Genomic DNA, 20,114 nt, shown 5'->3' with positions numbered 1-20,114 from the left:
GAGAAGCGAGTTGAAACCACGAGTGAAGGCGACCCGGCAGGAGTCCGGACTGCCTTACGATGCGCCGGACGGCGAGGTCGAGGAAATCACCCTGGCCGAGCAGGTCTACCGTTCGCTGCGGCGCGATCTCATCTCGGGGGACATCGAGCCTGGGCAGTCCCTGCGCCTGGAGTTCCTGAAACAACGCTACGGCATCAGCTTCTCGCCCATCCGCGAGGCGCTGAACCGCCTGCAGAGCGAACGCATGGTGGTGTCGACCGCCTCGCGCGGCTTCCGGGTCGCGCCGTTCTCGCGCGAGGAAATGTGGGACGCGGCCGAGACCCGCATCCTGATCGATTGCGAGGCCATGCGCCGTTCGCTCAAGAACGGCGACGACGTCTGGGAAACCCGCCTGGTGGCGGCCTACCATGCGCTCAACCTGGCCGCCCGGCGCGTCCACGACATGCCGGCGCCCGACGACGAGGCCAGCGAGCTGCTGGAGCAGCGCCACCTGGATTTCCATCGCGCCCTGATCGCGGCCTGTGGCTCGCGCTGGCTGATGGAGCTGTCGGTGCAGTTGTACACCCAGACCGAACGCTACCGCCGCCCCACGCTGCGCGGCCGCTCGGGCTGGGGCGACGTGGGCCGCGACGTCGGCCGCGAGCACCAGGACCTGATGGACGCCGCGCTGGCGCGCGACAGCAAGCGCGCCGTCGCGCTGCTGGCCGAGCACTACCGCAAGACGGTGGCGCTGATCGAACGCTTCACTCCCTTCAAGGACATCGCCTCGCATGACTCCCAGGAAGCCTGACCTGCTGTTCGCCGACCTGGCGCAGCGCGCCGTGCAGTACAACGCCCGCGCCTCGGTGCCCGACTTCGACGCCTGCGTGCGCGAATACGCCGAGCTGGCCGAGGCGGCGCGCGAGCGCTGCGCCGCGGTATGCGACCTGCAATACGGCATGGGCGCGGCCGAACGCCTGGACATCTTCCTGCCCGCGGCCGCGCGCCAGCCGGCGCCCGTGTTCGTGTTCATCCACGGCGGCTACTGGCGTTCGCAAACCAAGGAAGACGCGCCCATCATGGCGCCGGCGTTCAACGCCGCCGGCGTGGCCGTGGCGCCGGTCGAATACACGCTGCTGCCCGAAGCCACGCTGGGCGAGACCGTGCGCCAGGTGCGTTCGGCCGTGGCCTGGATTTACCACCATGCCGACCGCTACGGGCTGGACCGCGACCGCATCCACGTGGGTGGCAGTTCGGCGGGGGGCCACCTGGCCGGCATGCTGGCCGCCACCGGCTGGCAGGACAAGTACCGCGTGCCCGACGACGTGATCAAGGGCGTGCTGGCGCTGAGCGGCCTGTTCGATCTGCGGCCGCTGTGCGACATCAACGTCAACGAATGGCTGCGGCTGTACCCCGACCAGGCCGAGCGCCTGAGCCCGATGTTCTCGCCGCCACGCCGTGGGCTGGCGGTAGTCACCGCCGTGGGCGGGCTGGAGACCGACGGCTTCAAGAATCAGACCGCCGCCTACGAAGCCGTGTGCCGCGAGGCCGGCGTGGAGGTCACGCGGGTGGAGGCGGCGCATTGCAACCATTTCAACCTGTTGTGCGAACTGGCGAAGGCGGACAGTCCGCTGACGCGCGCGACGCTGGACATGATCGGGCGCGGCGCCTGACGACAAGGGTTCCGCGGCGCGGGGGGCGCTTATATAATCAGCCGCTTCCGGGCCCGAGCCACCATGAATCAGTCCTCTCCTTCGCCTCGTTCGCCGCTTGCCACGCCGGCCCAGGCCGAAGGCTACCTGCCGCATGCCCTGAGCCGGCTCATGAACGGACTGAACGCGCGCCTGATGAAGGCGCTGCGGCCCACCGACCTGACCATCCAGCAGTTTCGCGTCATGCAGTTCCTGCGCTGGGTGGACGTGGCCTCGATCAGCGAGATCTGCAAGGGCACCGTCATCGAGCAATCTGTGGTCAGCCGCATCGTCGACCAGCTCCAGCAGCGTGGCTTCGCCTCGCGCAGCCGCAGCGCCGCCAGCGGCCGGGTGGTCGAGGTCAGGCTGACGGCGGTGGGCGTGGCGGTGTACGACGCGCTCGATCCGCAGGCGCGCAGGATCGTCGAGGTTACCGCGTCGGTGCTCGAACCGGCCGAGCAGCGGCAGTTGCATGCCTTGCTGGGCCGCTTGTTCGAACAGGTACAGAAGCTGGAACAGGAAGACGGCGACCAGGCCTGACCACCGTCAGGCGTGCAATTGCTCCAGAACCTTGCCGCGCGTCTCGATGCCCAGCCAGGCCACCGCCAGCGCCGTCAGCAGCGGCACCGCGCCCAGCACGTAGAACGCCAGGTCCATGCTGCCCTGGGCCATCAGCGCGGCCACGATCATGGGCGCGATCATGGCCGAGAGCTTGACCCAGGTTCCGCCCAGGCCGCATCCCAGCGCGCGGATGCTGGTGGGATACATCTCGGGCGTATAGACGTAGGAAATGATGAAGCCGCAGGCCAGGAAGCCCCAGGCCAGCGAGCACAGCGTCGCCACGACGTAGATGCTTTGCGCGGACAGCGCGCCGGCCAGCGCCAGCGTGACGGCGCACAGCAGGAAGGCGGCGACGATGACGGGCTTGCGGCCGAACCTGTCCACGGTCAGCGCCGCCACCAGCGAACCCACCACGCCCAGCGCCGATGCCCCCAGCGACAGGTTCAGCGCCTGTTGCAGCGGCACCTTGTAGACCGTCTGGTAGATGGTGGGCAGCCAGGTCGACAGGCCATACTGGATGAAGCCGCAAGAAGACCACAGCAGCGCCACGACGACGTTGCGGCTCAGGTAGGCCCGGCTGAACAGGTCGCGCACGGTGCGGCGCGGATGGGACGCGAGCATGGCGTCGTAGCGGTGCGCGTCTTCCGGTTCGGCCAGCGCCACGCGGGCGCTGGATTCGAAGCGCGCCAGCGCGGTGTCGGCATCGGCCAGCCGCCCCTTCTCGGCCAGCCAGCGGGGCGACTCGGGAATCACGCGCGGCAGCACGAACATCAGGATCACGGGCACGCCGCCCAGGTAGTACATGATCTCCCAGCCGTGGCGCGGTACCAGCCACGCGCCCAGGGCGGCCGAGGCCAGCAGGCCGATGGGGTAGATGATCTCGTACAGCAGCACGAAGCGGCCACGATTGCGGGCGCGGGTGATCTCGTTGATGTAGGTGGCGGCCACCGGCAGCTCGCCGCCCAGGCCTATGCCCTGTATCACCCGCAGTAGCAGGAAGATCTCGAACGAGGGCGCGAAGCCGCAGGCGATGCTGGTGATGCCGATGATGCCCGAGCTGTAGGCAATGGCGCGCACACGGCCGTGGCGCTGCGCGTACAGGGGAAAGAGAAAGGTGCCGATCAGCTGGCCGACTGCCGCCGCGGCGATCAACAGGCCGATCTGCGTCGAATTCAGGCCCCATTGCTTGATCAGCAGCGGCAGCGTGGTGGCGATCGCGATGGCGTCGAAGCCGTCGAAGAAAGTGGCCATGCCCACCAGCAGCCGCGCGCGTATCTGCATGCTGCTGGCGGTCAGGCGCTCGATGCGGGCGATGATGTGGCCGCTGGTCAAGAGCGGCGCGCGCCGGCCGTCGGCCGCGGCGCCCAGGGAAAGATCGGAAACACCCATGAGTATCCCCTGTCGGGTTGATCGTGACTGGCGGGAAGGCTGGCGGAGCGAGGCCGTGCTTCAGGTTCCGGTCGGGGAATGGTGGGCGGTGCGCATGCGCTGCTGGAGCAGCCAGTGCGAGCGGCCGGCCAGGTTGAACGTGAACGACCGCAGCCGTTCCGGCCACCGGCCCACCGCGCCGTAGAAGCGCGAGACGCGCTGCGTGTGTTCGGTCAGCGGCCGTTCGCGCGCTTCCCAGCGCCGCAGCGCGCTGCCCAGGTCGGGGTCCTGGTCCACCGCGACCGCCAGGCCCAGCGCGTTCATCATGGCGCAGCCGCCGCCCTGGCCCAGGTTGGGGGCCTGGGCGTGCGCGGCATCGCCCACCACCGCCACCCGGCCCGACGACCACGTGCGCAGGTGAATGGTCTCGAACGGATCCCAGCGCCCCAGCGTGCCGATGCGCTCGAGCAGCGGCCGCAGGTGCGGAAACGAGGCGCCCCAGGCGCGCGTATCCAGCGGCAGGGCACGGCCGGCGGTGTCGTCCAGCAGCGTCGTCAGCGCCAGATACAGCCATGGCTTGCCGCAGGGTACGTACAGCAGCCGGCGCTTGCCCGACCAGTGTTCGACGATCTCGTCGGCGGCATCGACGGCGTCGCCGCGCCGGGGCATCAGCACGCGGATGGCACCGTCGCCCATGGTGACGCGCGACTTCAAGAGGCCCAGCGCATCGCGGATGCGCGAGTTCACGCCATCGGCGGCGACGACCAGGTCGGCGGTGGCGCGCTCGCCGCTGGCCAGCGTCAGTTCGCCGCGCGGCGTGGCCGACACCACCTCGGAGTTCATGACGATTTCGGCGCCGGCGCGCCGCGCCGCCTGGGCCACCGCTTCCAGCAACTGCTGCCGGACCACGGTGTAGACCCGGCCGTCCTGGCTGGTGTTCAGGCGGGCCAGCAGCCTGCCCTGGGCGTCGCGGGTCTCGCGTGCCGGGGCCTGGTGCCCGCCCGCCACCGCTTCGTCGTAGGCGCCGATGGCGCGCAACACCTTCAGGCCGTTCTCGAAGATGAAGATGCCGGCGCCGGCGGTGCGCAGGCTGCCCGCCCGTTCATGCACGCGGACCGACCAGCCGCGCTGCGCCAGCGCGGCCGCCGCGGTCAGGCCCGCGAAGCCGGCTCCGGAAATTTCTGCGTGACGCCTTGCCATCTGCTGACTCCTGGGGGGCGAGCGGTTCTCGCCATGACGGCTAAGTTAGTCCCTTTGTTTTATATATGCAATTACATTTAAATGTTTGATGGCTAGGAAAAACACCAATAAAAGGTTAAACATGATTAATTTTCTATTTAAATGTAGTTGCATGTATTTGATGCGTGAGCTACCTTGTCCCCTATCGCGGCCGGCATCGGTCCATCTCGCTCCGGAGCATCCATGGCGTTCGACGATCTGCCGTCACTTCCCCCCTTGCTGCACGCCGGCGCGGCCGACTATGCCCGCCGCGCGTTGGCCGCGACCGCTGAAGTCATGGCACGGCACCGCGTCCTGGCCGACCAGCCCTATGGCGACGACTACTGGCAGAAGGCCGATGTCTACCTGCCCGATGCGCCGCGCGGTCCGCTGCCGGTGCTGCTGTATTTCCATGGCGGCGCCTGGATGAACGGCTACAAGGAATGGATGGGCTACCTGGCGCCGTCGGTGCTGGCGATGCCTGCGGTGTTCGTCTCCGCCTCGTACCGGCTGGCGCCGTCCGTGGGCATGGCGCAGATCGTGGGCGACTGCGTGGCCGCGCTGCGCTGGGTCCATCGCCACGTCGCCGCGCTGGGCGGCGATCCCGGCCGCATCGCCGTGGGCGGACATTCGGCCGGCGGCCACCTGGCCGCGGTGCTGGCCCTGCGCCCGGATCTGTGCCGCGACGCGGGGCTGCCCGGCGACGTGGTCAAGGCCTGTCTGCCCTCCAGCGCGCCGCTGGACCTGGGCTTCCTGCAACGGCCCGCGGCCGAGGCCGACCGCAGGATGCGGGAAGCGCTGGGCGGCGACCTGGATGCCTGGGACCCGGCACGGCATGTGACCGGCAGCGTCGTGCCTTTTCACCTGGCTTGGGGTGAACACGATTTCCCCCGCACGCGCGAACAGAATCCGGCATTCGTTCGCGCCCTGGCCGCGCAGCCTGGCGCCCGCGTGACCTGGCAGGTGTTGCCGGGCGATCACTTCACCTCGCACGAAGCGTGCGCCGACCCCGCGGGCGAGTGGTCGCGCGCGGCAGGCCGCCTGCTTTCGACCCTCACCACAGGAAAACCACAATGAACCAGGGAGCCATCTTCCAACCCCGACGCCTGGGGCACGTGAATCTCGTCGTGGCCGATCTGCAGCGGTCCATCGACTTTTACCGCGACGTCTGTGGCCTGAACCTGGAGTTCACCGAAAGCGGCCTGCGCGCCGCCTTCATGGGTACCGGCCATACGCCCCACGACGTCGGCATGATGGAACGCACGACCCAGGCGCGCCAGGGCCGCGACGGCCACACCCAGATCGCCAGGGGCGCGGCGCGGGCGGTCAACCTGAACCACATCGCCTGGGAGATGGACACCGAGGCCGAGCTGGTGCGTGCCTACGAACGCGCGCGCGCCGCCGGCATCGCGGTGCCGCGCACGCTCGACCACCAGATCGCCCACAGCGTCTACCTGAAGGATCCCGACGGCAACACCAACGAGTTCTACGCCGACACCATCAAGGACTGGCGCGCCGTCCTGCATGGCGACGTGGCATTGATCACCTCGACCTGGAAACCGGGGGGCGAGGCGCCCGCGACCGACCGGCGCTGGAGCGCCGAGGCCGACCGCCGGCCGGTGCCCGGCGCGGTCATGCAGCCCCTGCGGCTGTCGCACGTGGTGCTGACGACGAGGTCGCTGGCGCCCATGGCGGCTTTCTATACCGAGGTGGCGGGGCTGGAGACCGTGGCGCGCACCCCGGGCGGCATCCTGCTGCGCGCCTTGGGGCACCCGACCGCCTATCAGCTGGCGATCGTCCAGGGCGACGCAGCCGGCATGCATCACTACGGCTTCGACGTGGGCGGCGGCGCGGACCTGGACGTGGCCGCGGGGCGGCTCCGGTCGCTGGGATGCCTGGTGGAGGCGCCGGCCGCGCGGCGCCTGACGGCCGTCGATCCCGATGGGTTCCTGGTGGAGTTCGCCCAGGCGGGCGACGCCGACCTGGCCATGCTGGAAGACGCGTTGAGCGCGGCCTAGGCGGCCGGCGGCGTTCCGCCTGGGCACGCGGGTCCGGGCGGAGCGCCCAGTTGCCGGATGCCCGGGCCGACCGGCGGCCGGCGGTTGCCGGGGTGGCGCGGGTCGGCGCCCCAGATCGCCTGGTAGGTATCGATGCACCAGCCCCGGCATTGCAGCCACGCGAACGCGCCGGCCCATGCCAGGCTCCAGGCGCCGATCAGCACCGGCATCCAGCGCGGCGCGTTGACGTGCAGCAGTCCGGTAACGATCGCCACGGCCGCCACGGCCAGCGCCAGATAGCCCGCCAGCTTGTGCGCCGCCTCGAACACGATGCGCCGGCCGGTCATGTCGTAGTGGTCGCCCGATTCGTCCGGGCTTCCCTTCGAGCCGCGCAGCACGCCGCCCAGCACCTGCAAGGCCGCCAGCGCACAGGTGGCCCAGGCCGAGACGCGGTGCAGGCGGGCCAGCCCGGCGTCCGACCCCGACACTTGCCAGACCAGCGCCACCGCGCCCGCGGTCAGCAGCACGCCGCCGATCTGGAGAGCGAGATGGCCGTGCCACCACCACTTGTTGTCCAGCGCCGCCGGCCACGCCTGTCGCGGCGTGACCTTGAAGAAGCGCGCGGCCAGGATGCCCAGCGGGATCATGACCGCCCAGGCCAGCACCATCGCGCGCGCATGCCAGGCCTGGATCATGTCGATGCGATGCGGCCGGCCGTCCACCATCGGCTGTTGCAGCCACGCCAGCGCATCGGCGCCGGCTACCCAGGCCACCAGCGCCAGCGCTACCAGGACCACCGCGCCGGCCCCGGCCAGCACGCCGGGACCGGGCAGCAGCGGGCCGCGTCCGAGCGGGTCATTGTTCATTGAGCAGCTTGACCTCTTCGCCCGGAATGGGGGTGTAGCTGCTGCCGCCCCGCTTGAGGATGCGCTCGGTGCCGCCATGTTGGGCGATCAGCGCGGCCTGGTCCCGCTTGGCCTGCCCGTCCACGGCCTCGGGATCGAGCAGGCCGCGCAGGTGCGACTCGAACCCGGCCAGCAGCGGCGCGCTTTCGGGCTTGCCCGCCAGGTCGTGCAATTCCTCGGGGTCCTGCGCCAGGTCGAACAGCTCGGGCGCGTAGCCGGTGTAGTGGATGTACTTGTGGTGGCCGCGGCGCAGCATGTAGGCGGCGCTGACCGATCCGGCCGCGTGGTATTCGCTCAGGATGGTGCGGTGGGCGTCGTCCGGCTCGGCGGCGATCTCCAGCAGCGACTTGCCGGGCAGTTCCGTGGGGCAGTCCAGGCCGGCGGCCTGCATGACGGTGGGATACATGTCCACGTGCGAGACCGGCGTGCGCACCTTGCGGCCGGCCTCGAAGCCGGGGCCGCTGGCCAGCATGGGGATGCCCGCCGATTCCTCGTACATCGTCGACTTGCCCCACAGCGAGCGCGAGCCGAGGTTGTCGCCGTGGTCGGACAGGAAGATGACGCGGGTGTCGGCGGCCAGTCCGCTGGTCTCCAGCGCGTGCAATATGCGCCCGACGTTGTGGTCCAGGAACGAGCACAGTCCGAAATACGAGGCGATGGCGATGCGCCGCTGCTCGTCGCTTTCGAAGTGCGAGTCGAAGCGGTAGCAGTCGTTCCAGGCCTGTATCCACGGATGCAGCGCGCCCGAGGCGCGCTTGGGTAGCGGAATGGCCTGGGGGTCGTACATCGCGTAGAACTCGGGCGGCGCGATCAGCGGCGAATGGGGCGCGATATAGGACGTGAACAGCGTCCACGGCTGGTCCTGGCGCTGCCGGCCGCGGGCCTGCAGCCACTCGACGGTCTTGTCGGTGATGTCGCGGTCGTATCGGGTGTAGCTGCTTTCGCCGGGGCCGATGCTCTTGGCCAGGTCGGCCGACTGATGGCGGATGGGCAGCGGGTCGCGTATCAGGCCGTACAGGTCGCCGACCCCGGCCTCGATGTGCATGGGGATGATCTGCTCGGTGAAGCCGCCATCGATGTCGTCGCCGGTGTAGTGCAGCTTGCCGATGGACACCGCCAGCCGGCCGGCGTCGCGCAGCGCGTGGGCCCAGCTGGGGACGCGTCCGTCGTAGGCGATGGCGTTGTCCCAGTAGCCTGTTTCGTGCACGTGGCGGCCGGTGGCGAAGGCCGCCCGCGCCGGCACGCAGATGGGGGAGCTGGAATAGGCGGCCTCGAACGAGGTGCTGCGCGCCGCCAGCCGGTCCAGGTTGGGGGTGCGGACCATGGGATGGCCGTTGTAGCCGAGCACTTTCTTGTTGTGCTCGTCGTCCATGATGATCAGCAGGTTGGAGGGTTTCATCTACTGTGCCTTGATGCCGTTGTCGTCGACGATTTTCGTCCAGCGCGCGGTTTCCGCGGTGACTTTCTCGGCCAGCTCCTTGCCGGTGCTGCCGGTGGGCGCGGCGCCCAGAGATTCGAACTGCTTCTTCACCTCGGGAGACTGCAAGGCCTTGTTGACCGCCGCCTCCAGCGTGGCGCGCACCGGCGCGGGCAGGCCGGCCGGCGCGAATAGCGCGTGCCAGTTGTCCACGTCCAGTTCGGGCAGGCCGGCTTCCGGCGCGGATGGCACGTTGGGGAACTGCGGGAAGCGCTGGCCGGCGGTCACGAACAGGGGCGTCACGCGCTTGGCCTGCACCAGCCCGATGGCGGCGGCGATGCCGGCGAAGCCGACCTGGGTCTCGCCGCCCGCCACCGCGGTCAGCGCCGCGCCGCCGCTCTTGTACGGGACGTGCAGCAGTTCCGTGCCCATCTGCTTGCCCAGCAGCACGCCGGCCAGGTGCTGGGGGCCGCCCACACCGGGCGAGGAATAGCTGTACGAGCCCTTGGGCGCCTGCTTGAGCTTGGCGCGCAGCTGCTCGACGCTGGCGATGCCGGTGGCGGGGGATGCCACCAGCACCAGCGGCACCGAGGCGACCATGCTGATGGGGGTGAAGCTTTCGGTGGGCTTGTACTTGATGGGGTAGAAGGACGGGGCCAGCGCGATGTTGGACACCGTGCCCATCAGCAGCGTGTAGCCGTCGGGCGCGGCCGAGGCCACCGCGTTGGCGCCTATGGTGCCGGTGGCGCCGGCGCGGTTCTCGACGATGATGGCCTGCCCCAGCCCCGCGGACAGTTCCTTGCCCAGCACGCGGGCCAGCACGTCCGGCGCGCTGCCGGGCTCCGAGCCGACGATGATCCTGACCGGCTGGCTGGGAAAGTTGCCCTGGGCCTGAACGGCGGGCGCGGCAAACAGTGTGCAGGCGGCGGCCAGGGCCAGCTTGCGTGGGGTGGGGAAGTGCATGTTCGTCTCCTGAATGGTTTTCAGCTTGCGATGTAGGCGGTCTTGACCGTGGTGTAGAACTCGGCCGCGTGGCGGCCCTGCTCGCGCGGGCCGTAGGACGAAGCCTTGGTGCCACCGAAGGGCACGTGATAGTCGACCCCGGCCGTGGGCAGGTTCACCATCACCATGCCCGCCTGCGCGTGCTGCCGGAAATGCGTGGCGTGCTTGAGCGAGGTCGTGCAGATGCCGGAGGCCAGGCCGAACTCGGTGTCGTTGGCCAGGTGCAGGGCCTCGTCGTAGTCGCGGGCGCGCAGCACGCTGGCGACGGGGCCGAAGACTTCCTCGCGATTGATGCGCATGCCGGGCTCGGTGCCCGTTACCAGCGCGGGCGCCTGGAAATGGCCGACGGTGTCGCGCTCCAGCGTCTCTCCGCCGATGACGGCCTGCGCGCCCTCGCGGCGGGCGATGTCCAGGTAGGACAGGTTCTGCGCCAGCTGGCGCTCGTCCACCACGGGTCCGATGTCCACGCCGGCGCGCAGCGCGTGGCCGACGTTCAGCTTCGCCATGCGCTCCCGCATCGCCTGCACGAAGCGGTCATGGATGCCGGCGGTCACGATCAGCTTGCTCGACGCCGTGCACCGCTGGCCGGTGGAAAAATACGAACCCTGCACCGCGGTTTCCACGGCCTGCTCCAGGTTGGCGTCGTCCAGCACCACCAGCGGGTTCTTGCCGCCCATCTCGCATTGCACCTTGGCGCCGCGCGCGGTGGCGCCGGCGATGATGCGGCGGCCGGTGGCCACCGAGCCGGTGAAGCTGATGGCCTGGACCTCGGGGGAATCGACGAAGGCCTGGCCGACGGCCGAGCCCGCGCCCATGACGAGGTTGAACGCGCCCTTGGGCAGCGCGGTGCGCGACAGGATCTCGGCCAGCAGCCAGGCCGAGCCCGGCACCAGTTCGGCGGGTTTGAAGACCACGGTGTTGCCGTAAGCCAGCGCCGGCGCGATCTTCCACGCGGGGATGGCAATGGGGAAGTTCCACGGCGTGATCAGGCCGACCGTGCCCACGGGCTGGCGGAACACTTCCACGCCGACGTTGGGCCGCACCGACGGCAGCAGGTCGCCCGGCGTGCGCAGCGCCTCGCCGGCGAAGAACTTGAAGATCATGGCGGCGCGCGCGACCTCGCCCATGCCCTCGGGCAGGGTCTTGCCTTCCTCGCGCGACAGCATGCGGCCGATTTCTTCCTTGCGCGCCAGCAGTTCGTTGCCGACCGCGTCCAGCACGTCGAAGCGCTGCTGGGGCGTGGACGCGCCCCAGGCCGGCCGTGCCTGTGCCGCCGCGGCGATGGCGCGGCGCGCCAGCTCGGCGTCGGCCTGCGCGTACAGGCCGATCACGTCGCTGGTGTCCGAGGGGTTGACGTTGGGGCGGGCGGAAACGCCCGGCACCCATTCGCCGGCTATGTAAAGATGGTATTCCGGTGTATTCATGTCGGTTCTACAGGGACGTGACGCCGACCATGGCCGGGGCGGGTTCGAAGCGGACCGCGTTGCGCAGGGGGCGGCCGAAGCCGTCCAGCGAGATCTCGAAGCGGTCGCCGTCCACGGTGCGGATCTGGTCGGAGAAGCTCAGCGTGGCCGTGCCGAAATAGTGCACGTGCAGGTCGCCGGGACGGCGGAACTGCGGGTACTTGAAGTGGTGGTGTTCCAGGTTGGCCAGGGTGTGGCTCATGTTGGCCTCGCCGGTGACGAAGGGCTTCTCCCACAGGACTTCGCCGCCGCGCACGATGCGGCTGGCGCCCCGCAGGTCGGCGGGCAGTTCGCCCAGCAGCAGCTCCGGCCCGAAGGCGCAAGGCCGCAGCTTGGAATGCGCCAGCCACAGGTAGTTGAAGCGCTCGGTCAGGTGGTCCGAGAATTCGTTGCCCACGGCGAAGCCGACGCGGCGCGGCGCGCCCTGGTCGTCCACCAGGTAGATGCCCACCAGCTCGGGTTCCTCGCCCGCGTCCAGCGCGAAGCCGGGCACGGGGAAGTCGCATTCCGGTGCCACCAGCAGGCTGCCGTCGCCCTTGTAGAACCATTCGGGCTGCGCCCCCGCCTGGCCCGCCGCCGGCTTGCCGCCCTCGACGCCCAGCTTGAACATCTTCATGGAGTCGGTCAGGTTGGTGTCTTCCTGCAGCTTGGCGTGCATGGCATCGCGCGAGGCCGCGCTGCCCAGGTGGGTCAGGCCGGTGCCCGAGATCAGCATGCGGGCGGCGTCGGGATGAGTGACCGGCGGCAGCAGGCGCCGCTCGTCCACCAGCGACTGGTAGCGGACACGGCGGCTGGAGGCCTGGCGCCGGATCAGCGCTTCCAGCGGCACGCCTTCGCGCGCCGCCTGCAAGGCCAGGCCGTAGACGCCCTCGCGGGCGGAACTGACTTCGATCTCGTCGTCGCCGGCCACGACGCCCACGCAAAGCCGGCCGTCTTCGATGAATTGGATGACGCGCATGGTGTTTACTCGCTGATCTGGAATTGATCGAGATAATCGGTGTTCAGGGTCAGGCCCAGGCCCGGCAGCGTGTCGTCCAGCTGCAGGAAGCCGTCCTTGGCGACGGGTTCGCCCTTGAAGATGTAGTAGAAGAGCTCGTTGCCCACTTCCACGTCGAACTGCGGGAAGTACTCGCTCATGGGCGAGGCCAGCGTGCTCATGGTCAGGTGGTAGTTGTGCATCTGGCCGGCGTGCGGGATCACGGGTATCGAATGCGCCTCGCACAGCGCGTTGATCTTGTGGGCCGCGGTGATGCCGCCGACGCGGTTGGTGTCGTACTGCACGACCGATACCGCCTTCTTGTCCAGCAACTGGCGGAAGCCGTGCAGCGTGAATTCGTGTTCCCCGCCCGAGATGGGAATGGCGCTCAGGCGCGACAGTTCGGCATAGCCGTCGACGTCGTCGGCGATGACGGGCTCTTCCAGCCAGCGCGGCTCGAACTTCTCCAGCCTGGGCAGCATGCGGCGCGCGTAGTCCAGGTCCCAGCCCATGTAGCACTCCAGCATCAGGTCGGACTCGTAGCCGATGACCTCGCGCACGGCCTGCACCGATTTCAGGTTCTCGGCCACGCCGCGCGTGCCATGGTTGGGGCCGTAGCCGAAGCGCATCTTGAACGCGGTGAAGCCCTGGTCCAGGAAGGTCTGCGCCTCTTCCTGCATGGCCTTCAGGTCGCCCCGGTACAGCTTGGAGTAGTAGCAGGGAATGCGTTCCTTGGTGCGGCCGCCCAGCAGCTTGAACACCGGCTTGTTCACCGACTTGCCCAGGATGTCCCAGATCGCCAGGTCCACCGCCGAGATGGCCGCCATGGCCACGCCCTTGCGGCCCCAGGCCAGCGTGGAGCGGTACATGCGCTGCCACAGGTATTCATAGTCCCAGGGGTCCTGGCCGACGACCAGCGGGGCCAGGTACTGATCGATGATGGCCTTGGCGATGTGGGGCGCCAGCGCGACGTTGCCCAGGCCGACGATGCCGTCGTCGGTCTCGATCTCGACCACGGTCCAGCCGTGGAAGCGGAAAGTCTTCATGGAATCGCCGCGGTCGTACAGGGCATCCATGGCGTTGGAGCAGAAGTTGGCCTGGGGCGGAACGGTCTTGCCCTTCCATTCGAAGACGCGGGCGCGGACGGATTTGATTTTCATGATGGTTCGCAAAAAGGAAAGTTATCGGGTGGCGCCCTGGCGCTGGGCGAGGCCCATGCGGCAGGCGATGGCGTAGGCGTTGGCGATGGCGTTGTCGTCGGCCCGGCCCTGGCCGGCGATGTCGTAGGCCGTGCCGTGGGCGGGCGTGGTGATGGGAATGGGCAGGCCGCCCTGGACCGTCACGCCTTTCGAGAATCCCAGCAGCTTGATGGCGATCTGGCCCTGGTCGTGATACATGGTGACGACGGCGTCGACCTGGCCGTCGCGGGCCTTCAGGAAGATGGTGTCGGCCGGGTACGGGCCTTCGATGGGCAGGCCCTCGGCCACCAGTTCGCGCACGGCGGGTTCGATGATCTCGACTTCCTCGCGTCCGCAGGTGCCGCCATCGCCGCCGTGCGGGTTGAGCGCGGCCACCGCGACGCGCGGGGCCGCGATGCCGTTGGCCAGCAGGGAACGGTGGATCAGGCGCGTGGCGTCCTTGATGCGGTCCTTGTCGATGTAGCGCGGCACGTCCTTGATGGGGATGTGCGACGAGATGCGCGAGGTCCACAGCGCATCCATGGTGTTGAATTCGCAGAAATAGGTCGTCACGCCCAGGTACTCGGCGAAGTGATGCAGCTCGTCCTCGTGGCGCAGGCCGCCCAGCTTCATCGCGTGCTTGTTCAGCGGCGCGAAGCAGATGGCGTCGATCTGGCCGTCCATGGCCGCGGTCATGCAGCGGTCCAGCACTTGCAGCACGGACTTGCCGCCCGCCGCCCGCGCCGTGCCAACGATCACATCGACCGGGTCCACGGTGTTCATCGGCAGGAAGGCGGGGACGTCGGCGTCCGGACGCGCGCGGACTTCGGCGAAGTCCTCGACCGCGCGGGTCGCGACCCGTACGCCGGCCACGCGCTGGCCCTCCTCCCACAGCCAGGGGTCGCCGACCAGCACGACATTGGCCTGGCGCGGGACGTCCGGCCGCGACAGCAGCCGCGCGACGAGTTCGGGACCGATGCCCGCCGGATCGCCCAGGGTAAGCGCGACGACGGGACGAAGAGGGGTAGTCATGGAGTGTCAGCCATCAAGAGGGTGAAGGGGTCAGATCCGGACGATCCGGGAGACGTCGGGTTCGCGCTGCGTGGCGATGAAGCGCGTGAAACGCAGCGATTGCAGGTCCAGCACGCCGACGCGGTCGTCGTCCTGCGAGATGTAGGCCAGCGGCCGGGTGGGATCGAGCGACAGCGCAATGGCGCGCGCATCCATCTTCACGTAGCCCGTTTCCCGCAGCGTGGAGGGGTCGACCACCGAAACGCTGCGGTCGCCGTAGTTCGTCACCAGGAGGCGGTTGCCGGCGCGATAGATGCGGGTCGCGTCCTCGCGCGAGGGCACCGTCAGGCGCACCTCCATGGTCTCGGTGTCGATGGCCGACAGCGTGTTGCTCCAGCGGTTGCTGACGAACAGCGTGCGCTCGTCCTCGCTCAGGCAGCAGCCCTCGGGCTTGAGTCCCGGATGGCAGGCCACGGGCTGGGACAGTGGTTCCCAGGGGCGCAGCTTGGTCACTGTGTGGCTGAGCAGGTTCATGCTGAAGGCGGTCTGGCCGTCGCGCGTCAGCACGAACAGATGGCTTTTCACGCCGCCCGAGGGCATCGCGCGCTTGGGTGCCGTGTCGGTGTCGGGCTGGTCCAGCACCAGCAGCATGGCCTTTTCCTCGCTCAGCGCGTAGAGCCGGTCGTGCTGGTCCATCTGCATGCCGTGGATGCGGTTGAACGGGAACAGGTCTATAGACCTTACCAGTTGGGCCGAACGAATATCGATCTGCAGGATCGCGGATCCCCCCGGGCCGACGTGGCCGGAGGTCTCGACGCCGTAGTGCCCCACGTAGACGTAGCGCTGCGCCGAGTCGATCACGAACTCATGCGGGAAATCAGGAAGGGGCAGGCTGCGCAGCCGCTCGCCCGACTCGGGGTCGTACCAGCTGATGCAGTGTGAACATTTTTCTACCAGCAGAAGGGTGTCTTGGCTCATGGCGGGATCTCAGGAATGGCCGTTCGTGTTCAGGCGGATGCGATACAGCGACGTCGACGCGCAGATGTAGAGTTCGTCGCGCGCGGCGCCGCCGAAAGTCAGGTTGCCGACCTTCTCGGGGACGGGGATGCGGGCCAGGCGGGTGCCGTCGGGGTGGTAGACCTGGACGCTGTCCTCGCTGCTGGTATAGACCCAGCCGCGTTCGTCCACCCGTATGCCGTCGGCCAGCCCGGGCTCGACCACGGCGAACACGCGGGGGCGGGCCAGCGTGCGCCCGCCGGTCACGTCGAAGGCCAGGATGTGGTGGTTGCCGCCGCCGTCCTGGCGCAGCGCGGCCGAGGTGTCGGTGACGTACAGCACGCTTTCGTCGGGCGAGAACGCCAGGCCGTTGGGTTCCTCGGGAAAGTCGCTGGCGACGTCCAGCGCGCCGGTGGCCGGGTCGTAGCGGAACACGTAGTTGGCGCGCAGCTCGGACGGCGCCTGGTGGCCTTCGCGGTCGGACAGGATGCCGTAGGGCGGATCGGTGAACCAGATGCTGCCGTCGCGTTTCTCGACCAGGTCGTTGGGCGAATTCAGGCGGCGGCCCTGGTAGCGGTCGACCAGCACCTCGGGCGCGCCGGGCCGGCCGGTGCTGTCGAAGCGCGTGCGCAGGATGGCGCGCATGCCGTGCGAACACTGCAGCAGCGAGCCGTCCGCCGAGGCGGTGTGGCCGTTGGTGAACTCGACCCGGTCGCGCCAGACCCGCCCGCCTTCGCGCTCGTCCCAGGCCAGGATGCGGTTGTTGGGGATGTCGCTCCACAGCACCATGCGCTGCGCGGCCAGCCACACGGGGCCTTCGCTCCAGGTGGCGCCGGTGTACAGGCGTTCGAGCCGGCTGTCCGGTCCGAACAGGTTTTCGGCCCGCGGGTCCAGGGAAGTGAGGGTGCTCATGAGTGATCGAGTTCCTGTTGCGTGGTGCGATGGACCTGGTCCAGGTGCCGCTGCATGGCGGCCACGGCGGTTTCCGGGTCGCCGCTCTTGAGCGCGGCGACGATGGCGCGGTGGTCGGTCACGCTGTGCGCGATGGCGCCCGACCGCTGCAAGGCGCGGCGCCGGTGTTCCAGCGCATAGCCGTAGAAGTCGAACACCACGTCGGCCAGCAGGCCGTTGCCGCAGGCGCGGTACAGCACCTCGTGGAACTCCTGGTCCGAGATCTGGAAGCGGACGGGATCGTCCATCATCGTTTCCTGGTCCGCCACCAGGCGGTCCAGCCGGTTCAACTGCGCGGGCGTGATGCGGCGCGTGGCCAGGCGGATCACCTGGATCTCCACGGCGGCGCGCGCCTCGGCCACTTCCTCCAGCGACCGGTCGCCCAGGTCGCGCAGCGTGCTGACCGAATCCTGCACCGCCACCGCGCCCGGTCCCAGTACCCGGGTGCGCGCGCCCTGGCTGACTTCCAGCATGCGCCATGCCTGGAGCACGCCGATGGCGGCGCGGACGGTCTCGCGCGAGACGCCCAGCGTGGTCGCCAGTTCGCGCTCGGACGGCAATTCGTCGCCCGGCCGCAGCAGGCCCGAGTGAATCATGTAGGCGAGCTTGTCGCTGATCTGGTCGCGGATGGTCCGGCGCGTGATGTTCGGGGTATCGCCGGGGATACGGGAGATGAGCTGCATGCGTGTGATCCCTGTCACTTTGGCCACTGGTTCGGTAAGCATACCTGTCTCCTCAGGCCATCCGCGCCGGCAGCGGGCATTCGTCCGCGTGCCGTGCCATGGCGCGCACCAGTTCCAGCGTCAGTTCGGCCCGGACCGTGGCGCAGGCGGGATCGTCCCAGCGGTTCACGGATTCGTCCGGATCTTCGCGCAGATCGTAGAGTTCCCCCCATTCCTCGAAGGCGTGGACCGACAGGCGCCAGTGTCCGGTGACCAGCGTGCGCACCTTGGGCAGGCCGCTGCTGGGCATGGGGCGGTGGCCTTCCTCCTCGACCAGGACCGAGGCGCGGGGCGTGGCCGGCGTGGAGGCTGGCGCGAGATCCCGCCCCTGCGTTCCATGCGGCGCGGCCAGCCCCGCGCGCGCCAGGATGCTGGGACCGATGTCGATCGCGCTGGCCAGATCGGTGCGCCGGCCGCCCGCGCCGGCCTGGGGGTCGGCCCAGATCAGCGGCATGCGAATCACGCTCCGGTAGTGCAGCGGGCCCTTGAACAGCAGGCCGTGGTCGCCCATGAAGTCGCCGTGGTCGCTCAGGAACAGCACCACGGTGTCGCGCGCCAGGTCCAGGGCTTCCAGCTTCGCCAGGATGGCGCCGACCATGTCGTCGATGCAGGTGATGGCGCCGTAGTTCAGCGCGATGGCCGCGCGGGCCTCGTCCTGCGTGACGGCGATGACCCGGCTGCCGGCCGTGGAGCGCCGGCCGGCGGCGAGTTCCTCGTGCAGCGCGCGCTTGAGCGGCGTGTCCGCCGGCGTGGCCGGTCCGCAGGTCGGGGGCAGTTCGATGTCCTCGGGCCGGTACATGTCCCAGTAGCGGCCGGGCGGCGTGAAGGGGTGGTGCGGGTCGGGGAAGGAGCAGGCCAGCAGGAAGGGCTGGTCGCCTCGCGCCGCATGGTCTTCCAGCCAGTCGATGGCGCGGTCCCGGACGAAGGCGCTGGGATACAGGTCCTCGGGCAGTGCGGTGCGCCACGCCTGCGGCGCCGCCGTCTCGCCGCCGGGCAGGGCGTGGTCCGGGCCGCGCAGCGTTTCGGCTTCGGGGCAGCGGGCCAGCAGCCAGCGGTCGTAGGCGCCGCCAACCTCGTCGCCGTGCTCCAGGCACAGCTCGGCGTGATCGAAGCCGTAGTAGGGCAGGCGCACGGCATGGTCCGGATCCCGCCAGCGCACCACCGACTCCTGCTCGTAGGCGGGGCTGTCGCGGTCCTCGCGCCGCGCCTGCGGCCGGTCGGCGGCCTCGCCCTTGCGCCAGGACGGCTGGACGTCCGTCATGTTCTGCAGATGGCTCTTGCCGATCAGCGCCGTGCGCCAGCCGGCCTCGCGCAGCGCGTCGGCGAAGGTGCGGCTGTCCAGCGGCAGCGGCACGCCGTTCATGCGCGCCCCCGCCGCGCCGGGCATGCGCCCGGTCATGATCGCGGCGCGGTTGGGCATGCAGGCCGGCGAGGCCACGTAGCACTGCTCGAACACCGTGCCGCGCGCGGCGATGCCGTCGATGTGCGGCGTGCGCACCTGCGTGTTGCCGTAGCAGCCGAGATGGTCCGCGCGCTGCTGGTCGGTCACGAAGATCAGGAAGTTGGGGCGCCGGGTGGACATCTCAATTGGCTTCTAATTTGATCGCGTCGGCCAGTTGGCGATAGCGGCGGATGTCTTCTTCCGTCATGGCCGCCAGCGTGGCGGGCGAACCGGCCTCGGCCACCATGCCTTGCGCGGCGATGCGGTCCTTCACCGCCGGATCGGCCAGCACGCGGCGCAGTTCCCGATTCAGGCGCTCGACCACGGCCGCCGGCAGTCCGGCCGGACCGTACAGGCCGAACCACGTGCGCGTCGAGAAGCCCGGAATGGACTCGGCCACCGTGGGCGTGCCGGGCAGCATCTTCGAGCGCGCGGCCTGCGGCACCGCCACGGCCACCAGCTTGCCGCCCTGGATGTGCGGCAGCGCGGGCGAAAGCCCGACCAGCATCACGTCGATCTGGCCGCCCAGCAGATCCTGCATCGCGGCCGGCCCGCCCTTGTAGGGCACGTGCGAAAGCGGAATGCCGGCGGCCTGCATCAGTTGTTCCATGAACAGATGGTTGGGCGAACCCACGCCCGCCGACCCGTACGTGGCCTTGCCCTGCTTGCCGCGCGCATAGGCCACGAATTCGGCGAAGGTCTTGACCTTCAGGGCGGGATTGGCCGCCAACACGAACTCGTTGAAGCCCAGCAGCGAGACCGGCGTGAAATCCTGCAAGGGCCGGTAGGGCAGTTGCTTGTAGACGATGGTGTTGATCGCCATGTTGCCGTCGTGGGCGATCGCCAGCGTGTAGCCGTTCGGCTCCGCCTTGGCCAGCGTTTCCATGGCGATCAGCCCGCCCGCGCCGGGCTTGTTCTCGACCACGACCTTCTGCCCCAGCCCGCTGGACAGGGGTTCCGCCAGGATCCGGGCGAAGGCGTCGGGCGCGCTGCCCGGCACCGACGGCACCAAGAGCTTGATGGGCTGGCGCGGATAGTCCTGGGCGGCGGCGGTGCCGGCCGTGGCCAGCAGCAGGCCGGCGGCCAGCGCGGCCAGCGATGGGCGGCGCGGAAGATGGGGAAGGCGGGGGCTCATGAGCGGGGTGGTCCTTGCGGGTTGGGTCGAGTAACTGGTCTGCTGGTACGGATAGTAGACCAGTTGAAGCAAGCTCACTATTTAGGGTTAACCCGCGATCGAT

The 20,114-nt window shown here is 69.3% G+C and carries 19 protein-coding genes; 5 read left to right on the top strand and 14 right to left on the bottom strand.

Annotated features, from left to right (window positions below; translation table 11 throughout):
- Window positions 1-10: 10 nt before the first annotated feature.
- The 3 genes from WKR98_RS03400 (at window position 11) to WKR98_RS03390 (ending at window position 2,210) form a co-directional block, all read left to right on the top strand.
- Window positions 11-790: a GntR family transcriptional regulator gene (locus WKR98_RS03400; RefSeq protein ID WP_341432066.1), complete on the top strand. Its 780-nt coding sequence runs from the start codon at window positions 11-13 to the stop codon at window positions 788-790.
- Window positions 771-1,652 (top strand): alpha/beta hydrolase, encoded by an 882-nt coding sequence (locus WKR98_RS03395; RefSeq protein WP_341432065.1) that lies wholly within the window; start codon window positions 771-773, stop codon window positions 1,650-1,652. Before WKR98_RS03400 ends, WKR98_RS03395 begins: the two co-directional genes overlap by 20 nt.
- Window positions 1,653-1,715: 63 nt before the next feature.
- Window positions 1,716-2,210 carry a MarR family winged helix-turn-helix transcriptional regulator gene (locus WKR98_RS03390; RefSeq protein WP_341432064.1) on the top strand — a complete coding sequence of 165 codons (495 nt, stop codon included), beginning with the start codon at window positions 1,716-1,718 and terminating at the stop codon, window positions 2,208-2,210.
- 6 nt (window positions 2,211-2,216) lie between these two features.
- Here WKR98_RS03390 and WKR98_RS03385 read toward each other — a convergent pair whose 3' ends face one another.
- Window positions 2,217-3,620 carry an MFS transporter gene (locus tag WKR98_RS03385; RefSeq protein ID WP_124691870.1) on the bottom strand — a complete coding sequence of 468 codons (1,404 nt, stop codon included), beginning with the start codon at window positions 3,618-3,620 and terminating at the stop codon, window positions 2,217-2,219.
- 60 nt (window positions 3,621-3,680) lie between these two features.
- The gene (locus WKR98_RS03380; RefSeq protein WP_124691869.1) at window positions 3,681-4,799 is read right to left on the bottom strand and encodes an FAD-dependent oxidoreductase; all 1,119 of its coding nucleotides are present in this window, start codon (window positions 4,797-4,799) and stop codon (window positions 3,681-3,683) included.
- 222 nt (window positions 4,800-5,021) lie between these two features.
- On the opposite strand from WKR98_RS03380, the gene WKR98_RS03375 reads away from it, so the two are divergent.
- Both WKR98_RS03375 and WKR98_RS03370 read left to right on the top strand, forming a co-directional pair.
- Window positions 5,022-5,894, top strand: a complete 873-nt coding sequence (locus tag WKR98_RS03375; RefSeq protein WP_341432063.1) for an alpha/beta hydrolase — start codon at window positions 5,022-5,024, stop codon at window positions 5,892-5,894.
- Window positions 5,891-6,835, top strand: a complete 945-nt coding sequence (locus WKR98_RS03370; protein WP_341432062.1) for a VOC family protein — start codon at window positions 5,891-5,893, stop codon at window positions 6,833-6,835. The genes WKR98_RS03375 and WKR98_RS03370 overlap by 4 nt, the downstream gene beginning before the upstream one ends.
- On the opposite strand, the gene WKR98_RS03365 is transcribed toward WKR98_RS03370, so the two are convergent.
- From WKR98_RS03365 to WKR98_RS03310, 12 genes are read right to left on the bottom strand one after another with little or no spacing between them, the layout of a single operon-like run.
- The gene (locus WKR98_RS03365) at window positions 6,832-7,680 is read right to left on the bottom strand and encodes a cytochrome b561 domain-containing protein (protein ID WP_341432061.1); all 849 of its coding nucleotides are present in this window, start codon (window positions 7,678-7,680) and stop codon (window positions 6,832-6,834) included. The two genes, WKR98_RS03370 and WKR98_RS03365, sit on opposite strands and share 4 nt — an antisense overlap.
- Window positions 7,670-9,118, bottom strand: a complete 1,449-nt coding sequence (locus WKR98_RS03360; protein WP_341432060.1) for a sulfatase-like hydrolase/transferase — start codon at window positions 9,116-9,118, stop codon at window positions 7,670-7,672. The genes WKR98_RS03365 and WKR98_RS03360 overlap by 11 nt, the downstream gene beginning before the upstream one ends.
- A complete protein-coding gene (locus WKR98_RS03355) occupies window positions 9,119-10,099 on the bottom strand; it encodes a Bug family tripartite tricarboxylate transporter substrate binding protein (RefSeq protein ID WP_341432059.1) in 981 nt (326 codons plus the stop codon). It lies immediately after the preceding gene.
- A gap of 20 nt (window positions 10,100-10,119) precedes the next feature.
- Window positions 10,120-11,562 (bottom strand): aldehyde dehydrogenase family protein, encoded by a 1,443-nt coding sequence (locus WKR98_RS03350; protein WP_341432058.1) that lies wholly within the window; start codon window positions 11,560-11,562, stop codon window positions 10,120-10,122.
- A gap of 7 nt (window positions 11,563-11,569) precedes the next feature.
- On the bottom strand, window positions 11,570-12,559 hold the full coding sequence (gene araD1, locus WKR98_RS03345; protein ID WP_341432057.1) for an AraD1 family protein: 990 nt from the start codon (window positions 12,557-12,559) through the stop codon (window positions 11,570-11,572).
- A gap of 5 nt (window positions 12,560-12,564) precedes the next feature.
- Entirely contained in the window at window positions 12,565-13,737 is a 1,173-nt protein-coding gene (locus WKR98_RS03340; protein WP_341432056.1) for an L-rhamnonate dehydratase, read from the bottom strand.
- A gap of 21 nt (window positions 13,738-13,758) precedes the next feature.
- Window positions 13,759-14,787: a 4-hydroxythreonine-4-phosphate dehydrogenase PdxA gene (locus WKR98_RS03335; protein WP_341432055.1), complete on the bottom strand. Its 1,029-nt coding sequence runs from the start codon at window positions 14,785-14,787 to the stop codon at window positions 13,759-13,761.
- A 30-nt stretch (window positions 14,788-14,817) separates the two neighbouring features.
- On the bottom strand, window positions 14,818-15,744 hold the full coding sequence (locus tag WKR98_RS03330) for a YncE family protein (RefSeq protein WP_124691861.1): 927 nt from the start codon (window positions 15,742-15,744) through the stop codon (window positions 14,818-14,820).
- A 9-nt stretch (window positions 15,745-15,753) separates the two neighbouring features.
- Window positions 15,754-16,674, bottom strand: coding sequence for an SMP-30/gluconolactonase/LRE family protein (locus tag WKR98_RS03325; protein WP_341432054.1), 921 nt, complete (start codon window positions 16,672-16,674; stop codon window positions 15,754-15,756).
- The gene (locus WKR98_RS03320; protein WP_161567996.1) at window positions 16,671-17,396 is read right to left on the bottom strand and encodes a FadR/GntR family transcriptional regulator; all 726 of its coding nucleotides are present in this window, start codon (window positions 17,394-17,396) and stop codon (window positions 16,671-16,673) included. The genes WKR98_RS03325 and WKR98_RS03320 overlap by 4 nt, the downstream gene beginning before the upstream one ends.
- 52 nt (window positions 17,397-17,448) lie before the next feature.
- Window positions 17,449-19,017, bottom strand: a complete 1,569-nt coding sequence (locus WKR98_RS03315) for a sulfatase family protein (RefSeq protein WP_341432053.1) — start codon at window positions 19,015-19,017, stop codon at window positions 17,449-17,451.
- A 1-nt stretch (window position 19,018) separates the two neighbouring features.
- A complete protein-coding gene (locus tag WKR98_RS03310; RefSeq protein ID WP_341432052.1) occupies window positions 19,019-20,011 on the bottom strand; it encodes a Bug family tripartite tricarboxylate transporter substrate binding protein in 993 nt (330 codons plus the stop codon).
- Window positions 20,012-20,114 lie beyond the last annotated feature (103 nt).

Origin of the sequence: Pigmentiphaga sp. YJ18 (assembly GCF_038066655.1) — a bacterium.
Classification (GTDB): domain Bacteria; phylum Pseudomonadota; class Gammaproteobacteria; order Burkholderiales; family Burkholderiaceae_B; genus Pigmentiphaga.
This window is presented reverse-complemented; position numbering and strand designations above follow the sequence as displayed.